The organism is Enterobacter cloacae complex sp. S2 (assembly GCF_015159675.1).
Taxonomy (GTDB): domain Bacteria; phylum Pseudomonadota; class Gammaproteobacteria; order Enterobacterales; family Enterobacteriaceae; genus Enterobacter; species Enterobacter intestinihominis.
The window spans coordinates 31,260-55,877 of sequence record NZ_JADDTS010000041.1 but is presented as its reverse complement, the minus strand read 5'-3'; the positions used below and the strand labels follow the sequence as shown (position 1 = coordinate 55,877).

General features: G+C 60.3%; 14 protein-coding genes. 7 read left to right on the top strand and 7 right to left on the bottom strand.

Annotated features, from left to right (window positions below; genetic code table 11):
* Positions 1-292 precede the first annotated feature (292 nt).
* From IPZ49_RS18750 to nudI, 5 genes are all read left to right on the top strand, one after another.
* A complete protein-coding gene (locus IPZ49_RS18750) occupies positions 293-11,716 on the top strand; it encodes a BapA/Bap/LapF family large adhesin (protein WP_063932875.1) in 11,424 nt (3,807 codons plus the stop codon).
* An 82-nt stretch (positions 11,717-11,798) separates the two neighbouring features.
* Positions 11,799-13,202, top strand: coding sequence for a TolC family outer membrane protein (locus tag IPZ49_RS18745; protein WP_022649108.1), 1,404 nt, complete (start codon positions 11,799-11,801; stop codon positions 13,200-13,202).
* Entirely contained in the window at positions 13,199-15,391 is a 2,193-nt protein-coding gene (locus IPZ49_RS18740; protein ID WP_023306789.1) for a type I secretion system permease/ATPase, read from the top strand. The genes IPZ49_RS18745 and IPZ49_RS18740 overlap by 4 nt, the downstream gene beginning before the upstream one ends.
* Positions 15,372-16,571, top strand: coding sequence for an HlyD family efflux transporter periplasmic adaptor subunit (locus tag IPZ49_RS18735; RefSeq protein ID WP_063146930.1), 1,200 nt, complete (start codon positions 15,372-15,374; stop codon positions 16,569-16,571). Before IPZ49_RS18740 ends, IPZ49_RS18735 begins: the two co-directional genes overlap by 20 nt.
* A 133-nt stretch (positions 16,572-16,704) precedes the next feature.
* Positions 16,705-17,130 carry a nucleoside triphosphatase NudI gene (gene nudI / locus IPZ49_RS18730; protein WP_023306790.1) on the top strand — a complete coding sequence of 142 codons (426 nt, stop codon included), beginning with the start codon at positions 16,705-16,707 and terminating at the stop codon, positions 17,128-17,130.
* Here nudI and IPZ49_RS18725 read toward each other — a convergent pair.
* Positions 17,108-17,833, bottom strand: a complete 726-nt coding sequence (locus tag IPZ49_RS18725) for an AraC family transcriptional regulator (protein ID WP_045622887.1) — start codon at positions 17,831-17,833, stop codon at positions 17,108-17,110. The genes nudI and IPZ49_RS18725 overlap by 23 nt on opposite strands.
* Positions 17,834-17,928: 95 nt before the next feature.
* On the opposite strand from IPZ49_RS18725, the gene IPZ49_RS18720 reads away from it, so the two are divergent.
* Positions 17,929-18,348, top strand: coding sequence for a nuclear transport factor 2 family protein (locus IPZ49_RS18720; protein WP_022649113.1), 420 nt, complete (start codon positions 17,929-17,931; stop codon positions 18,346-18,348).
* A 54-nt stretch (positions 18,349-18,402) separates the two neighbouring features.
* Here the strand turns inward: IPZ49_RS18720 and IPZ49_RS18715 are convergent, their stop codons facing one another.
* Positions 18,403-19,584 carry a PLP-dependent aminotransferase family protein gene (locus IPZ49_RS18715; protein ID WP_022649114.1) on the bottom strand — a complete coding sequence of 394 codons (1,182 nt, stop codon included), beginning with the start codon at positions 19,582-19,584 and terminating at the stop codon, positions 18,403-18,405.
* Positions 19,585-19,604: 20 nt separating this feature from the next.
* Positions 19,605-20,492, bottom strand: a complete 888-nt coding sequence (locus IPZ49_RS18710) for a LysR family transcriptional regulator (protein ID WP_063146929.1) — start codon at positions 20,490-20,492, stop codon at positions 19,605-19,607.
* A gap of 97 nt (positions 20,493-20,589) precedes the next feature.
* On the opposite strand from IPZ49_RS18710, the gene IPZ49_RS18705 reads away from it, so the two are divergent.
* Complete coding sequence (locus tag IPZ49_RS18705; protein ID WP_023298436.1) at positions 20,590-21,192, top strand: short chain dehydrogenase; 603 nt, start codon at positions 20,590-20,592, stop codon at positions 21,190-21,192.
* On the opposite strand, the gene IPZ49_RS18700 is transcribed toward IPZ49_RS18705, so the two are convergent.
* The 4 genes from IPZ49_RS18700 to IPZ49_RS18685 form a co-directional block, all read right to left on the bottom strand.
* A complete protein-coding gene (locus tag IPZ49_RS18700; protein WP_063146928.1) occupies positions 21,186-21,920 on the bottom strand; it encodes a bifunctional 2-polyprenyl-6-hydroxyphenol methylase/3-demethylubiquinol 3-O-methyltransferase UbiG in 735 nt (244 codons plus the stop codon). The two genes, IPZ49_RS18705 and IPZ49_RS18700, sit on opposite strands and share 7 nt — an antisense overlap.
* 74 nt (positions 21,921-21,994) lie before the next feature.
* Positions 21,995-22,993, bottom strand: coding sequence for a transketolase family protein (locus tag IPZ49_RS18695; protein WP_063146927.1), 999 nt, complete (start codon positions 22,991-22,993; stop codon positions 21,995-21,997).
* A complete protein-coding gene (locus IPZ49_RS18690) occupies positions 22,993-23,838 on the bottom strand; it encodes a transketolase (RefSeq protein WP_022651707.1) in 846 nt (281 codons plus the stop codon). The genes IPZ49_RS18695 and IPZ49_RS18690 overlap by 1 nt, the downstream gene beginning before the upstream one ends.
* A 12-nt stretch (positions 23,839-23,850) precedes the next feature.
* Complete coding sequence (locus tag IPZ49_RS18685) at positions 23,851-24,600, bottom strand: SDR family NAD(P)-dependent oxidoreductase (protein ID WP_003862216.1); 750 nt, start codon at positions 24,598-24,600, stop codon at positions 23,851-23,853.
* Positions 24,601-24,618: the final 18 nt, after the last annotated feature.

Below are 24,618 nucleotides of genomic sequence, written 5' to 3'. Positions count from 1 at the left end.
ATTCAGACATTTATAGCTATATCATTTTTATAACGAAATAATTTAATACCTGCACAAATAATAAGGCTTATAAATCGCAAACATATAAATAAACAACTATTTCCTGTGTAAATAATTAGCTTTGCCCTGAGGTTGCCACTTTTAATCCTGGCGGGTATCGGTCGCGCTAAACAAAGTAACGGTAAATCCTGTTTATTAAACAGTATTTTCGCCGGGAGCGCGTTCATCCCTTCAGAAACGATGGCTTTGTTTGACACGCCGTAACCAATCACTCTGCTGGAGTAATAACTGTATGAGCCAAATATCTGTTATATCTAAATTAACTGGCGTGGAAACGACCACGGAAGGGACACAGATAACACTCGATCACTCCTCAATCGTTAAGCTTAACGTGGATCGAGCCAACATCGCAGATTACTCCCGCAGCGGAAACGATCTGGTGATTACCCTCAATTCGGGCGAAGTGATTACCCTCAAGAATTTCTACGTTACTGATGCGCAGGGCGTAAGCCAGCTGGTGCTTGAAGAAAGTGACGGAGCGCTGTGGTGGATTGAAGATCCAACCGGTGCCGCGACCTATGAATCCATCGCCTCCACCGATGCATTACTGGCGGCGTCAGGGAGTGATGCCGGCGGCGCCGCTGCGTGGCCCTGGGTGCTGGGTGGCCTGGCCGCCGCAGGTGGGATTGCTATTGCGGCGGGAACCGGCGGTGGAGGTGGCGGAGATGACGATAACAACAACCCGAATCCCGGTAATCCGGGAAATCCTTCCGAACCTGATACTACGCCTCCGAATGCTCCCACTAATCTTCAGGTCTCACCTGACGGCAAAACCGTAACAGGTACGGCTGAACCGGGCAGCACGATTACCCTTAAAGATGCCGATGGCAACACCATTGGAACGGGCAAGGTCGGCAGCGACGGCAAATTTACTATCGATCTCGGTACACCGCTCACCAACGGGGAGCAGATCACCGCCACGGCCACCGACCCGTCCGGCAATACCAGCCAGGGTGGTCAGGTCACAGCACCGGATCTCACCGCGCCGGATGCACCTGCCAATCTGGAGGTTTCGCCTGACGGCAAAACCGTGTCCGGTACGGCTGAGCCGGGCAGCACCGTGACACTGAAAGATGCCGATGGCAACACCATCGGAACGGGCAAGGCTGGCAGCGACGGGAAATTTACTATCGATCTCGGCACGCCGCTCACCAACGGGGAGCAGATCACCGCCACCGCCACCGATCCGTCCGGCAATACCAGCCCGGGCGTTCAGGTCACGGCACCGGATTCAACCGCGCCGGCTGCCCCCGAGATTGTCACCGTCAATGATAACGTGGGCACCGAAGCGGGCCCGCTGAGCAACGGACAACGCACGGACGATGCACGCCCGACGTTCAGCGGCATCAGTGAAGCTGGCACCGTTATTACCTTCTATGACAACGGCAAGCCGATCGGCACCGCCACGGCCGATGCTACCGGGAAATGGAGCTTTACCCCGTCGACCAACCTGTCTGAAGGAAACCACGCCATTACCACCACCGCGACCGATGCGGCAGGCAATACCAGCCCGGCGTCCACGGCGGTGACCTTCGTGGTGGATACGGTCGCACCAGGCGCCCCGGCCATCACCGGCATGACCGACGACGTTGCGCCCAATACCGGCGTGCTCGGAAGCGGAAGCACCACTAACGATCCGCGCCCGCAGCTCACCGGCACGGCGGAAGCGGGCTCTACGGTCACCATCTATGATAACGGCATTGCCATTGGCACAGCGGTTGTAGGCAGCAACGGAAGCTGGAGCTTTACGCCGTCGGTTAACCTGAGCGAAGGCAGCCACCAGCTTACCGTACGCGCCACCGACATCGCCGGTAACACCGGTCCGGCCTCGCCGGCCTTTACCGTAACGGTGGATGTCACCACCCCGCCGGTGCCGACAGGATTTATCGTTAACGATGACACCGGAGGGCTGAAAGGCACGATTACCGCCGGGCAGTTTACCGACGAGTCGCAGCCCCGCCTGACGGGCCGAGGAGAACCAGGCAGCACGATTACGGTTTACGATAACGGCGTTGCGATTGGCAGCACAACGGTTCTGCCGAACGGTACCTGGAGCATCACGCCGACAACGCCGCTGGCAGAGGGTGCACATTCGATTACCCTGCGCGAAACCGATGCGGCAGGCAACCAGAGCGGCCTGTCTCAGCCGATCAACTTTACCGTCGATCTTACGCCGCCAGACATGCCGGAGGCGACGCTCAATTCGACAGGCACGCAAATCACCGGTACTGCCGAGCCGGGCAGTAAAATTGTCATCACCAACAACGCCGGGGTGCAAATCGGGACCGCCACTGCCGACAGCAACGGCAACTACATCGCCAACCTGAACCCTGCACAAGTGAACGGCGAGATCATCTCCGTGGTCGCCTCCGATGCCGCAGGCAACCAGAGTTCCCCGGCGCTGGTTAACGCAGCGGACATCACCGCGCCTGCCGCACCGGGTAACCTGGTGGTGGCGGAAGACGGGGCAAGCGTCAGCGGAACCGCCGAGCCAAACAGCACGATTATTATTAAAGCGCCGGACGGTACGATCATCGGCCAGGCCACCGCCGGTCCGGACGGCACCTTTACCATCCCGATTTCGCCAGCCCAGACCAACGGCGAAGCCCTTGAAGTGACGGCCACCGACGGCAGCGGCAACACCAGTCCGTCCGGCTTTGCCGACGCGCCAGACAGCACGCCACCGCTGGCACCGGAAAACGTGGTTATCTCTGCCGACGGCACCACGGTAACCGGTACAGCCGAGCCGGGCAGCACCGTCACCATTCGTGAAAATGGCGTTAAGGTCGGGGAAGCGGTCGCCGACGATCAGGGTAATTTCAGCGTTGATCTGATCCCGCCGAAAGCCAACGGCGAAGCCCTGACCGCAGATGCCACCGATACCGCCGGAAACACCGGCCCGACCGCGCCGTTTGACGCGCCGGACATCACCGCGGCACAAACCCCGGTCATCACAGGCGTGGAGGATGATGCGCTCGACGTCACCGGTCCTGTCAGCCAGAACGGTCTCACCAACGACAAAACCCCGACCATCAACGGAACGGGCGAGCCCGGCACAACGATCACCCTCTACAGCGGCACCACTGAAATCGGCACCGCAGTGGTTGGGCCTGACGGCCAGTGGTCCATCACGCTGGAAACGGATCTTCCCGACGGCGGGCACGTGCTGACGGCGACGGCGGTTGACGCCAACAATAACCTCAGCGGGACATCGAACACCTGGAGCATCACGGTGGATACCGCCGCGCCGGGCGCTCCAGCCATTACGCAGGTCATTGATGACGTACCGGGCCGCACGGGGCCGCTCGACAACAACCAAATCACCAACGACACGCTCCCGACGCTGAACGGTACCGGCGAGCCGGGCTCCACCGTGACGATCCGCCTGGACGGACAGGATATTGGTACTGCCATTGTGAATAACGGTGGCGCATGGACCTTCACGCCCACTACCGCATTAGGGAACGGGCAGCATACGTTCACCGTCGTCGCGAGCGATGCGGCCGGCAACACCAGCGCATCATCACCCGGCTTTACCTTTACCGTCGATACCACTCCGCCACCGGCGGCCACCCTTGACACCGTCTCCGATAACATCGGCACTGTGCAGGTTCCGCTTAACAGCGGGGATACTACCGATGACACGCTGCCGCAGCTGCAGGGAACCGCACCGGAAGGCACCACCATCACTATCTATGACGGGACCACCCTGCTCGGCACGGCCGTGCTTGACGGCAGCGGCGGCTGGAGCTTTACGCCAACCACGCCGCTGACGGACGGCCCGCATTCGCTGACGGTCCACGCGACGGATGAGGCGGGTAATACCACCATCTCGCCACCGTTTGAGCTGGCGATCGACACGACCGCGCCTGCAACGCCGGATATTCCTGAGATCACCGTGAACCCGGACGGCGCCACACCGGGGACGGCTCTGAATCCTGGGGAGACCACCCGCGATACCACACCAACCCTGAGCGGCTCGGGCACGCCGGGAGATACCGTAAGCATTTACGATGGCGCAACCAAAATAGGTGAAGCCGAGATCGATGGCGACGGTAACTGGAGCTGGACACCGGAAGATCCGCTCCCTGACGGCACCTACGATCTCTCCCTGACGGTGACCAATCAGGACAGCGCCGGGAACGAAAGCGCACCGTCCACGCCAGTGACCATTACCATTGATACCGACGCGCCGGGCCAGCCGGGGATCCCGACGGTGACAGACAGCGTAAGCCAGATCACCGGGCCAGTGGACAACGGCGGAACCACCAACGATCCGCGCCCGGTACTGAGCGGCACCGGTACGCCGAATGACGTCATTACCATCTATGACCAGGTGGGTACAGGCGAGCCGCAGGCCGTGGGCAGCGTCACGGTGGACGGTAGCGGTAACTGGAGCTGGCGTCCTGAGAGCAACATTGGCGAAGGGACGCACCAATACACGGCGACCGCCACCGATGAAGCCGGCAATGAATCTCTGCCATCAACCGGTATCACGATAACGGTCGACACCCTCGCCCCGGATACCCCGCTCATCGGTTCCATTGGCGGCGCTCAGAATGGAGGCTCAACCAACGATAACACACCTGTCATTGGCGGAGGCGGCACGACCGGCGAAACGGTGATTATCTACAACAACGGCGTGGAAGTGGATCGCGTTGAGATCGCCAATGGCGAGTGGTCATACACCCTGCCGACACAAACCGATGGTCCGCTGAATATCACCGTCGCCGCGGTGGACGACGCGGGTAACCTGAGCCCGCTCAGCCCGGTCTTTAGCGTGACGGTCGATACGCAGGCACCGACCGTGCCGCAAATTGACGCCGTCTCTGACAGCCAACTGACTAACAGCGTGCTTTACACCCGCGACGGTACCCCAACCCTCACCGGGATTGGCGAGCCGGGTTCGAGCGTAACCGTTTCTGTTGATGGCACGCCGTCTCCGGTGGTCGTGGTGGTTCAGCCGAACGGGACATGGTCCTGGACAGCCGACCCCGCGCTTGCGGAAGGGCCGCACACCTTCTCGGTTGCCGCAAGTGACGCGGCGGGGAATACCTCCGCCAGCTCCGGCGATCTCAGCGTGACGGTGGATACGCTGCTTCCTGCAACGCCAACCAATATCACCATTGCCGCAGAGGGCACGCCGCTGACCGGTACGGCAGATGACGGAACCACGGTGACGGTGCGTGACGCCGGCGGCAATATCATCGGGACCGGGGTCGCGACGGGAGGCATCTTCTCCATCGCCCTCTCCCCGGCCCAACTGGATCCCGCGACGCTGACGCTGTTCGCCACGGACGCCGCAGGTAATGCAAGCCCGACAACCACCTTTGACGTACCGGACTCCCCGCTTATTCTGCCAGCGGTGCCGGTGATTACGGCAATCAACGATGATGCCGATCCCGTCACTGGCGATGTGAAAGACAAAACCACCAATGACACCACGCCTACCCTTACCGGCACCGCCGATCCGGGTAGCGTCATCACCATTTATCTGGATGGGGCGCTGGTTCCGCTGACCGAAATTGTTGCGGATACAGACGGCAACTGGAGCTATACGCCTCTACTGCCGCTCGCCGAAGGCCCACACACCTTCGCCGTCACCGCCACGAATACCGGCACCGGCGCGACCAGCGGGCAGTCGCCGATCGCGACCGTCACCGTCGACCTCACCGATCCGACCGCACCAGCCATCGGTGCGGTGACCGATGACGTAGGCCCGGTCACCGGCCCAATCGCTGACGGGCAGAGCACCAACGACAACCGTCCTACCCTGACCGGAACAGGCACGGCCGGGGACACCATTACGGTGTACGATGACGGCGACCCGCTGGGCACCGTTGTTGTCGGTCCGACCGGCACCTGGAGCTACACGCCGCCTGCGCTGGACGACGGCAGCCACACCCTGACCGTGACCACCACCGACCCGGCAGGCAATGAGAGCGCCTCGTCGGCCGGGATCACCATTGTGGTCGACACCGTTTCCACCACGCCGGTAATTACCAGCGTGACGGATAACGCAGGGAATGCGGCAACGCCTGTCCCAAGCGGCGATCCAACCAACGACACTACGCCAACCCTGACCGGTAGCGCCGAGCCGAACAGCGTCGTCGCCATTTTTGATGGCGCTACGCAAATTGGTACGGTGGCAGCAGACGGCACCGGTGCCTGGACATTTACTCCTGAAACCGCCCTCGGCGAAGGGACGCATGACTTTACTGTCAGAGCGACGGATCCGCAGGGCAACGTCAGCCAGCCGTCCAACGCCTGGAGCGTCGAAATCGATCTGACTGCGCCACAGGTGCCGACGATCGTTACGGTCAGCGACAATGCCCCGGGAGGCACAACCGGCCCGCTTACCGCCGGGCAGGTGACCAATGATACCACGCCAACCCTCAGCGGCTCCGGCCAGGCGGGTACCATCATTCACGTGCTGAATAACGGCGTGGAGATTGGCACCACCACGGTCGACGGCAGCGGCAACTGGACCTTTACGCCGGATCCGGTACTGACGGACGGGACGTATAACCTGCGCGTTAACACCAGCGATGATGTCGGAAACGTCTCCGCCAACTCGCCAGTGTTCGCCTTTACGGTGGATACCGCCGGGCCTGCGGCCCCGGTGGTTACCACGGTAATAGACGATGTCAGCCCGGGAACGGGAACCCTCGCCAGCGACGGCTCCACGAACGACACCCGTCCAACATTCAACGGTACGGGGGAAGTGGGCGCAACGGTACACGTTATTGTCGATGATGTGGAAATTGGCACGGCGGTCGTCAACGCCCAGGGTAACTGGACCTTCACGCCGACCACTGAACTGGGCGAAGGGCCGCACGTTATTACCTTCAACGCCACCGATGCCGCAGGCAATACCGGGGTCACCTCACCACCGTTCAACCTGACGGTGGATACCTCGGTGCCTGAGGCACCGGTCTTTACCCCGGCCACTGACGATGCTGGTACCGTGCTGGGCCCGGTCGCCTCGGGACAAAGCACAGACGACACCACGCCAACACTGAACGGCACCGCGGCGGCCAACGCGACCATCACCATTTATGAAAGTGGCCGTGAAGTGGGTACCGCCGTGGCGGACGCAAACGGCGTATGGAGCTTTACCACCGGTACGCTGGCAAACGGCAGCCACACCTGGACCGCCACGGCAACCGATGCCGCGGGCAACGTCAGCCCTGCCTCACCAGGCTTTACGCTGGTTGTGGATACGACTGCGCCTGCCGCGCCGGTTATCACCCAGGCGATTGACGACGTTGGCACCATCACCGGGGCAATAGGTTCCGGCCAGACCACCAACGATCCTCTCCCGCGTCTGGTGGGGACCAGCGAGCCGCTGGCCACCGTGAATATTTATGAGGGCACCACGCTGGTGGGTACCGGTACTGCCGATGCCGATGGCAACTGGACCGTCGATATCACCGTGCCGCTGGACAGTGGGTCACACACCTTTACCGCAGAAGCAACGGATCAGGCGGGTAACACCAGCACGTCGTCCGCCGACTTCAGCCTGACCATTGACACCACGCCGCCAGCGCTGCCGGTGCTGACCAGCATCACCGATGATGTCGGTAACGCCGCTGCGCCTGTCGCCAACGGCGGGTTAACCAACGACGCGCGGCCAACGATCACCGGTACGGCAGAAGCCGGCGCAACGGTCACCATCTTTGATAATGGGGTACAGATTGGCACCGCAGTCGCCACCGGCGGCGCGTGGAGCTTTACGCCTTCCACCCCGCTGGCTGACGGGCCGCATAATCTGACCTTCTCCGCCACCGACGCGGTGGGCAACGCCAGCGCGCAGACCGGCGGTTACACCATTAATGTGGATGCCACCGCCCCTGTCGTACCGGCAATCACCTCGATTGAGGATGATGTGGGGACCGTCACCGGACCTGTCTCCGGCACCAACCCAACCAACGACACCCGTCCGACCTTAAACGGTACGGCAGAAGCCAATGCCACCGTACGTATTTACGACGGCACGACGCTGGTGGGGACCGTCACTGCCGATGCCAACGGCAACTGGACGCTGCCGCAAACCAGCACCACGCTGACGGAAGGCGCGCATAACTTCACCGCAACCGCCACCGATGCCGCGGGCAATACCAGCGTGGCTTCACCGATTATCACGATTAACGTTGACCTGACGCCGCCACCAGCCCCAACCGGGCTGGCGGTGATCACCAACGGGACGCAGGTCACCGGTACAGCAGAAGCGGGAAGCACCGTCACCATCACCAGCAGCACCGGAACCGTGCTTGGAACGGCCGTCGCGGACGGTAGCGGAAGCTTCAGCGCCACCATCACCCCTGCACAGACCGCCGGTGAATCCCTGATCGTCTTTGCTACCGATAAGGCCGGTAACGCGGGTATCACCACCTCCGTGATTGCCCCGATCACCACAATCCCGAACGCGCCTGTTATCGCTAATATTGACGATAACGTTGGCACGGTGACGGGCAACCTGACCAACGGGAATACCACCGATGACACCACGCCAACCCTGAGCGGCACGGCACAGCCGAACACGACCATCACCCTCTATAACAACGGGGTGCTGATGGGCACGGTCACCGCGAATGCCAGCGGCAACTGGAGCTTCACCACGCCGGTGCTGAGTGAAGGCCCGCATGCCTTCACCGCCACGGCGAGCAACGGCTCGGGCACCAGCCCGATTTCCACGTCGACCACCGTCATTGTCGATCTCACTGCGCCAACGGCTCCAACCGGGACCTTCAACGCAGACGGCAGCGTATTGACCGGTAGCGCTGAAGCGGGCAGCACCGTCACCATCCGCCTGGCGGATAATTCAACGGTCACCGCCACGGCGGACAGCAACGGTTCCTGGAGCTACACCTTCCTCAATAAACAGACGGAAGGTCAGACGCTGCAAATCACCGCCACCGATGCGGCAGGCAACGTTTCGCTGCCCGGCTCAGCCCTTGCGCCGGTGGTGCCGCTCTCTGCCAGCACCAACGCTGAAGAACTGGCGCTCACGACCACCGCCACGGTGACCAATTCGCAGTACAGCGACTATGGTTTCCTGCTGGTAGGCGCCTTAGGTAACGTGCTGACGCTGCTCGGCAACGACACCGCGCAGGTAGGTTTCACCGTCGGCAACGGCGGCAGTGCGGATATTGCCGTGAACGCCAACGCCACGGGTGCCGTTCTTTCCCTGCTCAATACCCTTGAGCTGGTGGTACAGCGCTTCGACGCCGCCAACAACACCTGGACCACCGTGGTCGATACCGGGCAGCCGCAGTTCGCTGACCTGTTGACCCTCGGCGCGACGGGGGTGTCGCTGAACCTGACCGGGCTGGCGAATGGTCAGTATCGCGTCCTGAGCTACAACACTAACCTGCTGGCAACCGGCTCTTACACCAGCCTCGATGTGGCGGTGAAAGAGACCAGCGCAGGCACCGTGTCCGGCGAGACCAGCGTTGCCGGGAACGTCATCACTGACGTGGATCCAACCGCAGGCAGCGACAACGCCCCGGCGGGCACCACCGTCACTACGGTCACCAACGCCCAGGGCACCACCACCAGCGTTACGGCTGACGGCACGGTGATTCAGGGGCAATACGGCACGCTGACCATCAACCTGGACGGCAGCTATACCTATAACCTGACCAACACCAGCGCCGCCGTCATTGGCCGCACGGAGAACTTTACCTACACCATCACCCATAACGGCACCAGCGCCTCGGCAAATCTGGTTCTGTCGCTGGGCGAAGGCACTACCAGCAGCGGGATCGTGGCCGTGGACGATACCGCCTCGCTGACCTTCGACACCACCGTGGAGGCGATCAACAACGGCACCTCGTCGCAGGGCGGCTTTACCCTGGTGGGGATCAACCTTGGCAATACCCTGGGGCTGAACCTGCTGGACGATCTGGCCAACCCGATCATCTATAACGTGGAAGAAGGCACCACCCGCACCATGACCGTTCAGGCGTCCGTGGGCGGCGTCGCGCTGGCCTCGGTGTTCGACCTCTACATCTATAAGTTCAACAATGCGACGCAGACCTTCGAGCAGATGCGCGTTGAACCCGGCTGGCTGCGCGCGCCGCTGCTGGGCGGCACCTCCCCGCAGCTGACGTTGAACCTGCCCGCTGGCGAGTACCTGTTCCTGCTCAATACGGCGGCGGGGATCACCGCGCTGACGGCCTACACGCTGAACGTCTTGCAGGATCATGTCTACAGCGTGGCAAGCGTGAGCGAGAGCACGACCGGGGATGTGCTGGCGGATGATATTGCGCCAGCAGGTACCGTGGTCTCCGACGTTAACGGCGTGGCGGTGAACAGCAGCGGCCTGACGGAGATCACCGGCGAGTACGGTACGCTGCGGATCAACGCAGCCGGGGAGTACACTTACACCCTGGACAGCGGAGTCGGCGCTGACAGCATCAGCACCCCGGATACCTTCGTCTACACCATCACCGCGCCGAACGGCTCGAAAGACACGGCATCGCTGAACATCACCCCGACCGCGCAGCCAATGGACGCGGTGAACGATGTCAGCACTGCGATGGACGTGAACTCGGTGCACCGCACCGCCGCATACTCGGATACCACCGTCGGGTCGGCGAGCTGGAACGCCGCGCTGCTTGCCTCAACCCAGGGCAGCGGAAGCGGGACCTTCGTGGTGGATCCTAATACTGCACTGCATAACGTGGTTCTGTCGTTTAACGTCGCCTCGCTGCTGACCCTTACCGGGTTAACGGTCGACTGGACACTGACCAACGGCACCACCACCCTCAGATCCGGCTCATTTAACGGCGGGCTGCTGCTGGGCGGCAGGGCGACGATCAACCTGACGGGCCTCGATCTGGAAGCGGGAACCTATACGCTGAACTATACCGGCAGAATGGGACCGCTGGGGGTGGGAAATATCACCGTTACCCCAAGCGTCACCGGGACCAGCTACTCCCTGTCGCAGTTTGACGCCACGGGCACCCACACCGTTGACGGCAATATCTTCGACGGCACCGGCTCCGCGGGCGCGATGGACCAGCTGCACTCGGTCGATACCCGTCTCAGCATTACCGGCTACGACGGCGTAACCACCACGCTGGATCCTTACACCGGCAGCACGCAGGTAAACATCACGGGCCACTACGGCACGCTGGCGATTGCCGCAGACGGCAGTTACACCTACACACTCAACCCGGGGATATCGTTCTCTACCATCACCAGCAAGGAGGTCTTTAACTACACCCTGACCGACGCCAACGGCACCCGGGATACCGCCTCGCTGACCATCAATATGGCACCGAAATTTGTCAGTTCGGAACATAACGATGTGATTAGCGGCACGGCCTACGGCGACACGCTGATTTATCAGGTGTTGAACACTACGGCGGGTAACGCCACCGCAGGTAACAGCACGGGTGACCACTGGACGAACTTCTCCCTGTCGCAGGGAGACAAGATCGACATTGGCGATCTGCTGGTGGGCTGGAACGGTAGCGCGTCGACGCTGGGGAACTATGTCTCTGTTTCACAAAGCGGTAACAATACTGTGATCTCCATCGACCGTGACGGCACGGGAGCCGCCTACACTAAATCTACGCTCGTTACGCTGGACAACGTTCAGACCACCTACGACGAGCTTGTAAACCAGCAACACATCATTACCTGATAGCACCTGCAAGAAATGACCCGGGCGCGCACAGCGCCCGGGCATAAACAAAAAAGCAGTACTTTTTTATTAGGGACAAGACATGGGAAAGAAGATGCCTTACTGGTGGCTCTCGTGCTGCCTGATATCTGTGCCCGCTATCGCGGCAAACCCTGCGGCGATGATTAATACCGGACAATTAAGCGAAACGCAGGAACTCCCCTCTTTAAATGGCCGCGTGGCGCCCGTAGCCAGCAAAGCCGCCCCCGGCACGCTACAGCTGGATGAAGCCGTAAACCGCGCCGTGACCTGGCATCCGGCCATCAGTGAAGCCGTCGGCAAACTTTATCAGCAGAGCGAAAATGTGGACGTCGCCAAATCGAAATATTATCCGCAAATTAACGCCGGCATGGATAACGGCTATAGCCACGACGGCGACGATAATGGCTTTACCCCCTCGCTGGTGCTTTCTCTTTCGCAAATGCTTTACGACTTCGGCAAAGTCGCAAGCCAGGTGCGCGCCGAAAACGCGGGCGTCGCCCAGCAGCAGGCCAACGTGCTGGTGAGCATCGACACTATCGCCCACGATACCGCCATCGCTATGGTGCAGGTGCAGACCTGGCAGCAGATGGTCGAGACCGCTAAAGAACAGCTGGACGCCCTGACCTCCATCGGCACACTGACGAAGCTGCGTAATGACGAAGGCGCCACGTCGCTCTCTGACGTGGTGCAGACCGATGCCCGTATCGAAGGCGCGCGAGCGCAGCTGATGCAGTATCAGGCCAGCCTCGACAGCTCACGCGCCACGCTGATGAGCATGCTGGGCTGGGACGGCCTGAACGCGGTCAGCAATGAATTTCCGCAAAGTCTGGCCCGCAGCTGCGATATTGCCGAGCCGGACGATCGCCTGGTGCCCTCGGTTTTAGCGGCCTGGGCGCAGGCCAACGTCGCGCAGGCCAATCTCGACTATGCCAACGCGCAGATGACCCCTACCGTCTCGCTGGAGCCGGAAGTCCGCCACTATCTTAACGACCGCTACTCAGGCAACGAAACGCGGGACCGCACCCAGTACTCCGCGTGGGTAAAAGTGCAGATGCCGCTCTATCAGGGCGGCGGCCTCACCGCCCGGCGTAACGCCGCCGGACACGCGGTGGAATCGGCCCAGTCCACCATTCAGCGCACCCGTCTTGAGGTGCGGCAAAAACTGCTGGAAGCGCGCAGCCAGGTGATGAGCCTGATGAGCACGCTTCAGATCCAGGGCCGCCAGGAAGCACTCAGCGCCCGTACCCGCGAGCTGTATCAGCAGCAGTATCTCGATCTTGGTTCCCGCCCGCTGCTCGACGTGCTCAACGCCGAGCAGGAGGTGTATCAGGCGCGCTTTACCCAGCAGCAAACCGCCGGACAGCTCCGCCAGCTTCAGCTGAACTGTCTCTACCAAACCGGGCGCATACGTCAGGCGTTCGATCTTGAAAACCGCACCATCCAGACCGTGGAGATCCAGCCATGAAGCAACGCGATATTCCGCAGGGTGAAAACATGACGGATGAGGCGCTGGAGCAGTGGGCGCAGGCGTTTGGCTATGTGGCGACGCGCTATCGCGTTGCCTGCTCGCCAGGCTCGCTGATCGCGGGCGCGCCGTGGCTGAAAGGCAAACCGATGGTGCCCGCGCTGACGCAGCTCGCCCGTGAAGCCGGGCTGACGTTCCAGCTACTGACGGCCGATCAGCACGCCATCAACAGCTGGCGTCTGCCGGTGGTGGTAGAGCTAAACGACGGTAAAATCGGCGTGATCGACAATTTCGACGGCGAGGATACGCTTGAGGTCAGCTTTTTCGACGACAACACGCACACCAACCGCCTGTCGATGAGCGCGATGCTGCCTGCCATCCGCCACGTCATCGCCCTGCGTCCGCTGGCGGCGCTGAAGGACAGCCGCGTGGACGCCTATATCTCAAAATACCGCCCGGACTGGCTCTACCGGCTGGTGATGCGCGACCTTCGCCCTTACAGCTGGGTGATGCTGGCGGCGCTGTTTATCAACGTGCTCTCCCTCTCCGGCATTGTCTTTTCCATGCAGGTGTATGACCGGGTGATCCCCGCCCAGTCCTACCCGACGCTCTACGTACTGACCATTGGGGTACTGATCGCCACGCTGTTTGGTTTTGTGCTGCGCGTGGCGCGCGGGCACATTATGGATCTGCTGGGCAAACGCTCGGATATGCGCGTCTCGGATCGGGTCTTCGGCCACGCGCTGCGGCTTCGCCACAGCGCCATTCCGCGCTCCACCGGCAGCTTTATCTCCCAGTTGCGCGAGCTGGAGCAGATCCGCGAGATGGTCACCTCCTCCACCATTTCCACCATCGTCGATCTGCCGTTCTTTATCCTGTTTGTGATTGTGCTGGCGATCATCGCCCCGCAGCTGGCGTGGATCGCCCCGGTGGCGGCGGTGATCATGGTCCTGCCTGGCCTGCTGCTGCAAAAGAAGCTGGCGGAGCTGGCGAAGCAGTCGGCGCATGAATCTACCCTGCGCAACGCGGTGCTGGTGGAGAGCGTGCAGGGGCTGGAGGACATCAAGCTGATGCAGGCGGAGAACCGCTTTTTGCAGCAGTGGAACAGCTATATCCAGATCACCGCCGAATCCGGCCTGCGCACCCGCGAACTGACGCAGAACCTGATCAGCTGGGGGATGACCATTCAGAGCCTGGTCTATGCCGGGGTGATCGTGGTGGGCGCGCCGATGGTGATCGACGGCACCTTAACCACCGGTTCGGTGGTGGCCGCCTCGATGCTCGCCTCACGGATGATCGCCCCGATGGCGACGCTGTGCGGCGTGCTGGCCCGCTGGCAGCAGGTGAAGGCGGCCAAAGAGGGGCTGGACAGCATTATGCAGCTGCCGACCGAGAACCAGCGCGAAGAGACGCCGATCCGCCAGGACGTGCTGCGCGGCCACTATCTTTTCGAGCAGGCGCAGTTCCGCTATCACCCGGAAGATCCCCGCATGGCGCTGCGCATTAACCGCCTGGAGATCAAAGCGGGCGAAAAAGTGGCGATCCTCGGGCGCAACGGCGCGGGCAAATCAACCCTGTTGCAGGCGATGGCGGGCGGGATGGATCTGGCGGGCGGTGAACTGCGGCTCGACAACCTCAGCCTGCCGCATCTGGACGTGGCTGACGTGCGGAGAAACGTCGGCTTTATGACCCAAAACGCCCGGCTGTTTTACGGCACCCTGCGCGAGAACATCACGCTCGGCATGCCGCGCGCCACCGATGAAGAGATCTTCGAGGTGCTGGAGATGTGCGGCGCGGCCAGCTTTGTGCAGAAGCTGCCAAAGGGGCTGGATTACCCGATTATGGAGAACGGCGTCGGGCTGTCCGGCGGGCAGCGGCAGTCTATTCTGCTGGCGCGGATGCTGCTGCGCGACCCGAATATCGTGCTGATGGATGAACCGACCGCCTCCCTTGATGAACATACCGAGCGGGAATTTATTCAACGTCTCGGGGCGTGGCTCGGCAACCGCACGCTGGTTGTCGCGACCCACCGCGTGCCGGTACTGGAGCTGGTGGAGCGCGTGGTGGTACTCAAAGATGGCATGCTGGTGATGGACGCGCCAAAAGCGCAGGCGCTGAACAACAGCCGTATGCAGCAACAGCAGCAGGCAACCGGACGGGAGTGGAATAATGAAAATCAATCAGCGTGACGTTGCCGCAGTAGAAGATCTGGATAACGCGCTCGACTCCGAGAGCGGTTATACCGGTGCCCGGCGCATCGTTTTCTTCTCCCTGCTGATGTTTGTGGTGCTCGGCGTCTGGGCGTGGCTCGGGGTGCTGGATGAAGTCTCAACCGGCACCGGAAAAGTGATCCCCAGTTCACGCGAGCAGGTATTGCAGTCGCTGGATGGGGGGATCCTCACCGAGCTGAACGTACACGAAGGGGATCAGGTGCAGGCCGGACAGGTGCTGGCGCGGCTGGATCCTACCCGCTCGGAATCTAACGTCGGCGAAAGCGCGGCGCGTTACCGCGCGTCGCTGGCCTCCAGCGTGCGCCTGTACGCCGAGGTGAACGATCTCCCGCTGAAATTCCCGCCTTCCCTGGCGAAATGGACCGACCTGACCGCCGCAGAAACGCGGCTTTACAACTCTCGCCGCGCCCAGCTGGAGGATACGCAGCGTGAACTCCGCTCCGCGTTAGCGCTCGCCAATAAAGAACTGGCGATCACTCAACGGCTGGTGAAAACCGGTGCCGCCAGCCACGTGGAAGTGCTACGCCTGCAACGGCAGAAAAGCGACCTGGAGCTGAAGCTCACCGACGTACGTTCCCAGTATTACGTGCAGGCCCGTGAAGCGCTGTCGAAGGCCAACGCCGAGGTGGATATGGTGTCAGCGATCCTGAAAGGCCGCGAGGATTCCGTTACCCGCCTGACGGTGAAGTCGCCGGTGCGCGGGATCGTGAAAAACATCAAGGTGACCACCATCGGCGGCGTCATACCGCCCAACGGCGAGTTAATGGAAATTGTGCCGGTGGACGATCACCTGCTGATTGAAACTCGCCTCTCGCCCCGGGATATCGCCTTTATCCATCCTAATCAGGAGGCGCTGGTGAAAATCACCGCCTACGATTACGCGATTTACGGCGGGCTGCACGGAGTGGTGGAGACCATTTCGCCGGACACCATTCAGGACGAAGCGAAGCCGGAGGTGTTCTACTACCGTGTATTCATTCGCACCAGCCAGGATTATCTGGTGAACAAGGCGGGCAGGCACTTTTCGATTGTGCCGGGGATGATTGCGACGGTGGATATTAAGACCGGGGAGAAAACGGTGCTGGATTATCTGATTAAGCCGTTTAACCGGGCGAAGGAGGCGCTGAGGGAGCGGTAGTCAAACGCCGGGTGGCGGCTTCGCCTTACCCGGCCTACACCGCTGTTCCGAGTGATGAGGATCCAACACACCTAACATGATCTCCATCACCAATCTGCTATAGTAGCCCAAATTCATTTTTCAGGAAGAAATCATGCGCCAACGAACCATTGTCTGCCCCATCATCCAGAATGACGGAGCCTACCTGCTATGTAAAATGGCCGACGATCGCGGTGTATTCCCCGGTCAGTGGGCACTCTGCGGTGGTGGAATGGAACCAGGCGAAACCATGGAACAGGCGCTGCGCCGTGAAGTCCGTGAGGAGCTGGGCGACGCGCTGGACATTATCGACGTCAAGCCCTGGGCTTTTCGCGATGACATCAGGGTCAAAACTTACGCCGATGGTACCACCGAGGAAATTTATATGATTTATCTGATCTTCGACTGCATCAGCGCCAATCGGGATGTTACGTTTAACGACGAGTTTCAGGAGATCGCCTGGGTTTATCCGGAATCGTTAAGAGAGCTGGATCTCAACGAGGCCACGCGCATTACCTTTACGCAAAAGGGCCTTCTTTAATCGCCCACTGCCCCGGCGTTTTACCGGTCCACGTTCTGAAAACTTCAATAAATGCGCTGACGCTGCTGTATCCGCACGAGAGCGCAATCCACCCCACCGGCTTCCCCGCCGCCAGCCACTCCATCGCCTGCATGACGCGCGCCAGCTGGCGCCAGTTGACGAAGTTCATCCCCGTCTCCGCGCTAAACCGCCGGTTGAATGTACGTACGCTCATCCCGGCACGGCTGGCATGGCTTTCCACCGTCTGATTATCATCGACGGATTGCAGCAGTTTCCTGACCACATTTTTCAGCCGGGGATCGGTCGGTACGGGCAGATAAAAGCGGACCTGAGACGCCAGAGCCAACTCCTCCAGCAGCAGGATGAGCTTTCGGGGATCGTATTCACTCCCGGCAACGCTTAAACGGGAAAACAGTGCATCGGTAAAATCGTCCGACTCGAAAAGCGTGGCCTCTTCCGGAAGCCCTTCACAATGGGCAGGGTCAAGATAGACAGCGCAACCTTCAATCGCACTTTCCGAAAAGGCAGCGTGCTGCTGACCAGGCGGGATCCAGCCGATATGTTTTGCGGGTACCACCGAACGCCCCAGCGGCGTCTCAATCACCAGCAGCCCCGCAGCAATGCGCCAGAGCTGGCCGGCATGATGGCTGTGCCACGGGGTGTGATAGCCGCCGGGATGAACAAGCCTCTCAGTTGTCAGCATGAATTTGACCGAAAATCGTTATTCTTCGACTTATTACAGAAACTACGCCTTATGCTGTCAAGGATAATAGCGGCTCAACATCACGAGGAGCTAAAATGACCATCATTACATCCCTGATAAACCAGCCCGACAACACCGCGCAGCGCGAGCAAATGGCCTGTCTGTTAACCCGCTTATTCAATGGCAATGTAGATCCGGCAGAGGTGTTTACGCCCGATTACCAGCAGGTTACGGACGGTCACATGCTTGATTATCAGGGATTTATGAAACACCTGAACCATGTGCGTGCGCAGATCCGCGAGATTACGTTTACCGTGGAAGCGTTATGTTGCCATAACGAATGTGTGGCAGACCGGCACAGAGTGGCCGTGACATATCCGGATGGTCGCCAGGCAGAATTAGAGGTGTATATGTTTGCCACGCTGCGCGAGGGGAAAATTTGTCGGATCCATGAAGTCACACAGGCGCCAGACGGCGATGCATTTGACCGCACCCTCGCCCACGCCATGCAATAACCTTACCCTACACGGGAACAGCGCATAACGGCATCTGCCATTATGCGCATCCGCTTACAGGGAAATTTTCAGACGTCGAACCGCTTCTTTAAGCTGCTCATCCGTTGGGGTAACGAAAGACATGCGCAGCGTGGTGTGGTCCGGCTCGTTGCAGTAGAAGAACTCACCCGGCACAAACACGACGCCGTTGCTCAACGTTTTTTCCAGCCATTTCGTCGTATTGATGCCGTTATTCATTTTCGCCCACAGGAACATGCCGCCCTTTGGCTTGTGGAACGACATCACATCGCCCAGCTCCGCTTCCAGTTCACTGGCAAAGGTCTGGTATTTCTGGCGATAGGCTTCGCGGATCATTTTAATCTGATTCGCCAGACGACCGGTTTTCAGATATTCGTACGTCATCAGCTGCGACAGCGTGCTGGTGTGCAGATCGGTGGTTTGCTTGAGGTTCACCACCGCACGCTTCAGCCACTCCGGCACCAGCACCCAGCCCACGCGGGTGCCCGGCGCGAGGATTTTAGAGAAGGTGGAGGTGTACACCACGTTATCCTCATTGCCGATATCTTTGGCATGAGCAATCAGCGGGCGGAACGCTTCCTCGGTATAGTTGATTTCGCTGTACGGATCGTCTTCGATAATCACGAAGTCATAGCGCTTCGATAATTCCACCAGCTGTTTACGACGCGCCTCGGAGAGCGTCACGCCGCCCGGGTTACCAAAGGTTGGCACGATATAAACCGCTTTGATGGTTTTGGTTGCCACCAGCGCTTCAAGTTCATCCACTTTCATGCCGTCGCCGTCGGTGCCGACGGATTCAAAATTCGCCTGTGCCAGGCCAAAGACCTGCAACGCGGCGAGGTAGGTCGGACGCTCAACGACGACCGTATCGCCCGGGTTAATTAACGCACGTGCCAGCACGTCAAGCGACTGTTGAGAGCCGGATGTAATGACCACGTCATCGGCTTTACAGGCGATGCCGCGACCTTCACAGATGCGTTGGATCTCTTCGCGCAGCCCCGGGACGCCTTCCGTCAGGCCGTACTGGAACGCTTCGCCAAAATGCTGAGACAGCACGGCATCAGCGGCAATTTTTAAACCTTCATGATCGAACAGATCCGGGTTTGGAATACCGCCCCCCAGCGAAATCACGCCTGCCATTTTGCTATGTTTTAATAATTCACGGATGGCAGAGGATTGCAGGCCCTGCGCGCTGCTGGCGAGTTTGTTTGCAGACATTCTTTACTTACCTTCTTTTTTTATATTGTGCCCAATCTTAGCAGAATATGGGCAATAAATTCCGTTAGCTTAGGCAGCGGACGCAAATCCTGGCGCCACAATAAATGCACCGGCCTCGGCGCGGGCGTAAACGCTTCCAGAACCCGAACCAGCCTGCCGTTTGCCAGCTCTTCAGCCACCAGCACTTCCGGTTGCAGCAATAGTCCTGCCCCGGCTCGCGCCGCCATGCGTAAGCCGTAGCCGTCATTGCATCGTAAGACGGCATCACGCTTCCAGCGCACCTCGCCTTCCACACCGGGCAGCCGCCACTCGTTACGCGCCGTCCATACCGTGTGCGACAGACACAGGTGATCCACCAGATCGGCTGGCGTTTGCGGCGTACCGTGACGCGCCAGATATTCCGGCGCGGCGCAGATCGTCATGTTGTAGGGACACAGGTATTTCGCCACCAGATCCTCATTTCGGATCTCCCCGATGCGAATGGCCAGATCGACCCCTTCCTCCACCAGATCCACCATTCGGTTGGTGAGATCCAGTTCGATGCGCACTTGCGGGTAGCGCTGTAAAAACGTGGCCGTCAGAGGCGCGATAACACAGCCGCCAAACGAGGTGGGTCCCGTCACGCGCAGGGTGCCGGCGGGCGTGGCTCGCAGACGTTCAACTGCGTTTTCAGCAATCGAGACCTGCTCCAGCACGCGCCTGGCCTCTTCGAAATAAACGCGTCCGGCGTCGGTCAGGCTCTGGCGACGGGTGTTGCGTTCCAGTAGCCGCGTGCCGAGCTGCGATTCCAGCAACGCAATATACTTCCCGACCATCACCGCCGACATCTCCAGCCGGGCCGCCGCGCCGGTGAAGCTGCCGCTTTCCACCACCGCGATGAACGTCTCCATCCCGCGAAGCTTATCCATATTCCAAACCTCTGGTTAGTAATCTTCTAACGTTAGCCCAGTTTATCTGAGTTTTTATTTATTAAAGAATGAAGACTCACAACATAAGGAGTCTGCTATGAAAATCGTCATTATTGGTGCCAGCGGTACGGTCGGTCGTGCAGTCACAGAAGAGTTAAGCCAACGCCACGAGACGATCCGCGTGGGTCGCACGCAGGGCGAGCATCAGGTGGATATCACCTCGCAGGCGAGCGTACAGGCGCTGTTCGAAAAGATCGGCCCGGTGGATGCGATTGTCTCCGCTAGCGGTGGGGTACACTTCGGCCCGCTCGCAACCATGACCGACGGCGAGTTCAACCGGGGCTTGCAGGATAAGCTACTGGGGCAGGTTCGTCTGGCGCTGACCGGCCAGCACTTCCTGAACGAAGGCGGCTCGATCACGCTGATAAGCGGGATTGTGGCGCACGAACCGATTGCTCAGGGCGTCAATGCCACCACCGTAAACGCGGCGCTGGAGGGGTTTGTGCGCGCCGCGGCCTGTGAACTGCCGCGCGGGATCCGCATTAACCTGATCAGCCCGACGGTGCTGACGGAATCCGTCGAAGCATATGATGGCTTCTTCCCGGGCTTTGAAAGCGTTCCCGCTGCGACCGTTGCGCAGGCCTACCGCCGCAGCGTGGAAGGGGTGCAGAGCGGGCGGGTATATAAAGTGGGTTACTGAGCCTTACGGGCGGCGATCAGCACCAGCATCGGGCGTTCCGCCTCTTCGGCCAGCGCGGGCCAGGCGTCAACCTGCGCCTGCGTTGGTCCCCACTCATTGACTTCACTTATCGTCAATCCGACCTTGATCAGCGCGTTAAGCGTGGTACCCAGCGTGCGGTGGTATTTGATTACCCCCTCTGCCAGCCAGTTGCTGACGCGCTTGCCTTCGTCCTGATAATGGTTCACGCCCCAGAACCGCTCACCGTTGTCGTCGGTGAGCCAGCCCTGACGGGTGGCGCAGGTATAAATCGGGTGCTCCATCGAGAAAACCAGGCTGCCGCCGGGTTTAAGCGCACGCTGCACCCTGGCGAATAACGCGTCCAGTTCCGGCAGATAGTGCAGCGCCAGCGAGCTGTAGACCAGATCGAGACTGTTTTCGCGAAGCTGAAGAGATTCCAGATCGCTACGCTGATAGTGGATCTGCGTGTCATCCGTCAGTTCTGCCGCGCGGGCGAGCATCTTTTCAGAGATATCGACGCCCGTGACGTCGCAAGCGCCCAGCTCGCGCGCCACGCGGCAGAACCAGCCGTAGCCGCACCCAAGATCGATAACTGATGTGCCGGTTAAATCCGGCAGCATCGCCTTAAGCGCAGGCCACTCCGGCGCGCCGTCCAGCCCCTGCACGGAGCGCGGAAGCTGGGCGTAGCCTTCGAAAAACGCCGGATTGTCGTAGATGTTTTGTGCCATAACGGACTCCTTTATCGCAACAGTGGCGAGGGTAAAGCACCCCTCGCCCGTTGACAACGTATCCGTCTTATAAATCACAGCCTGCGCCGGATTTTCTCCACCATGGCTGTGGTTGAGATCCCGTAGCGGTCATGGAGGGTGGGCAACGCGCCCGCATCAAGGAACGCGTCCGGCAGCGCGACGGTATCGAAATCCACGTTCACGCGGTTGCGCATCAACAGCGACGCGACGGCTTCGCACAACCCGCCTACGTTGCTGTGGTTTTCCGCCACGATGACCAGCCGTCCCGGCTTCGCCGCCTGCGCCAGGATCGTCTCTTCGTCCAGCGGCTTAATGGTGGGCGAGTGCAGCACCGCCACGCTGACGTTATCCTTACGCAGCTGCTTCGCCGCCTCCAGCGCACGCATGGTCATCAGGCCTGAGGCGACGATCAGGACATCGTTCCCCTCTTCCAGCAGCGCAGCTTTGCCAATCTTAAACTGGTAGTTGTACTGGTCCAGCACCACCGGCACCTTGCCGCGCAGCAGGCGCATATAGACAGGGCCATCGTGCGCTGCCATCGCCGGCACCGCCTGTTCGGTGTCGATTGCGTCACAGGGATCGATAATCGTCATGCCCGGAATACCGCGCATAATCGCAATATCTTCCGTCGCCTGGTGGCTCGGCCCGTAACCGGTGGTTAGCCCCGGCAGCGCCGCGCAGATCTTCACGTTCAGGTGCTCTTCAGCAATCACCTGATGGATAAAATCGTAGGCGCGGCGGGTGGCGAAGACGGCATAGGTGGTGGCGAAAGGAATAAAACCCTCTTTCGCCATGCCGCCCGCGGCCCCCATTAACAACTGCTCGGCCATGCCCATCTGAAAGAAGCGTTCCGGGTAGGCCTGAGCGAAAATATGCAGATCGGTGTACTTCGACAGATCCGCAGTCATGCCTACGACCTCCGGTCGCTGTTCCGCCAGCTTCACCAGCGCTTGGCCGAACGGTGCGGCTCGCGTCTCCTGGCCCTCTTCCGCGATAGAGGCAATCATCGCCGACGTGGTTAAACGCGGTTTTTTCTCCGTGGTCTGGCTCATTACAGCACTCCTTCAGGTTTGTTGGCATCCAGCACAGCGAGTGCCTTTTGCCACTCGTCAGCATCCACGCGAATAAAATGGTTCTTGTCACGCTTTTCGAGGAACGGCACGCCCTTGCCCATCAGCGTGTCGCACAAAATGACGCGCGGCTGGTTTTCCGGGTAGCGTTTGGCGTTATCAAACGCCGTTACCAGTGAAGGGACATCGTTGCCGTTGACGCGCTGCACGTACCAGCCGAAGGAGGTCCATTTATCTTCCAGCGGCTCAAAGCCGAGGATCGCGTGCGAGTTGCCATCCGCCTGCTGGCGGTTAATGTCCACCAGCACGATCAGGTTCGACAGGCCGTGATGTGCCGCCGACATCGCAGCTTCCCAGGTTGACCCTTCGTCCAGCTCGCCGTCCGACATGGAGTTAACGACCCATGCCGCGCTCTGCTTGCGCTTCAGCCCCAGCGCCATGCCAACGCCAATGCTTAAGCCCTGCCCCAGCGAACCGCCGGAGATCTCCATGCCCGGCGTGTAGGTTGCCATGCCGGACATCGGCAGGCGGCTGTCGTCCGCGCCGTAGGTCTCCAGCTCCTCTTCAGGAACGATCCCCGCTTCAATCAGGGCGGCGTAACAGGCAATGGCGTAGTGGCCGTGAGAGAGCAAAAAACGGTCACGCCCCTCCCACTCCGGCTCGCCCGGCTTAAGGTTCATCCCGTGGGCAAACGCGGTGGCCAGCACATCGGCATAGCCCAGCGCCTGCCCGATGTAGCCCTGCCCCTGCACTTCGCCCATGCGCAGCGCGTAGCGGCGAATGCGCCAGGCCGCGGCGGCAACCTGTTGAACTGTGGTATCCGTCATCGTCGTATCTCCTTAATGGATCAGCATCCCACCGTTCACGTCGAGCGTGATACCGGTGGAGTAAGAAGAGAGGTCGCTGCCGAGGAACAGCGCGGCGCGGGCAATATCCTGCGCGTCTCCGAGGCGGTTAAGCGGAATGCCCGCCAGAATGGACGTTTTCATCTCATCGCTCAGCTTGCCTGCGGTAATGTCCGTCTGGATAAGACCCGGCGTGATGCAGTTTACGCGCACATTGTCGGGCCCCAGCTCACGCGCCATGGCTTTTGCCAGCCCCAGCACACCCGCTTTTGCAGCGCTGTAGTGTGGGCCGCCAAAGATGCCGCCGCCGCGCTGGGCCGATACCGATGAAATGCAGACGATGCTGCCCGACTTTTGCGCGCGCATAGTGGGAATAACCGCCTGGGACATTAGCAGCGTGCCGCGCAGGCTGACGTCAAGCACCGCATCGTAATTTTCGCGTTTGATATCCATCAGCTTGATCGGCTGAGTTATGCCGGCGTTATTCACCAGAATATCGATGCGCCCGTATTTCCCCAGCACCTGCTCAATGGCGGCATTAACCTGTAATTCATTGCTGACGTTCGCCGCAAGGCCCAGATGTTCGTCGCCCAGGCTCGCGGCGGCAGCCCGGCTGGCTTCAGCGTTTAAATCGATAATCACCACTTTCGCACCCTGTTCAGCATATAATTTCGCCGTAGCGAAACCCAAACCGCGTACGGAAGCCGCGCCGGTAATAACGGCGACTTTATTTTTCAGTAGCATACATTTACTCCATTCGGA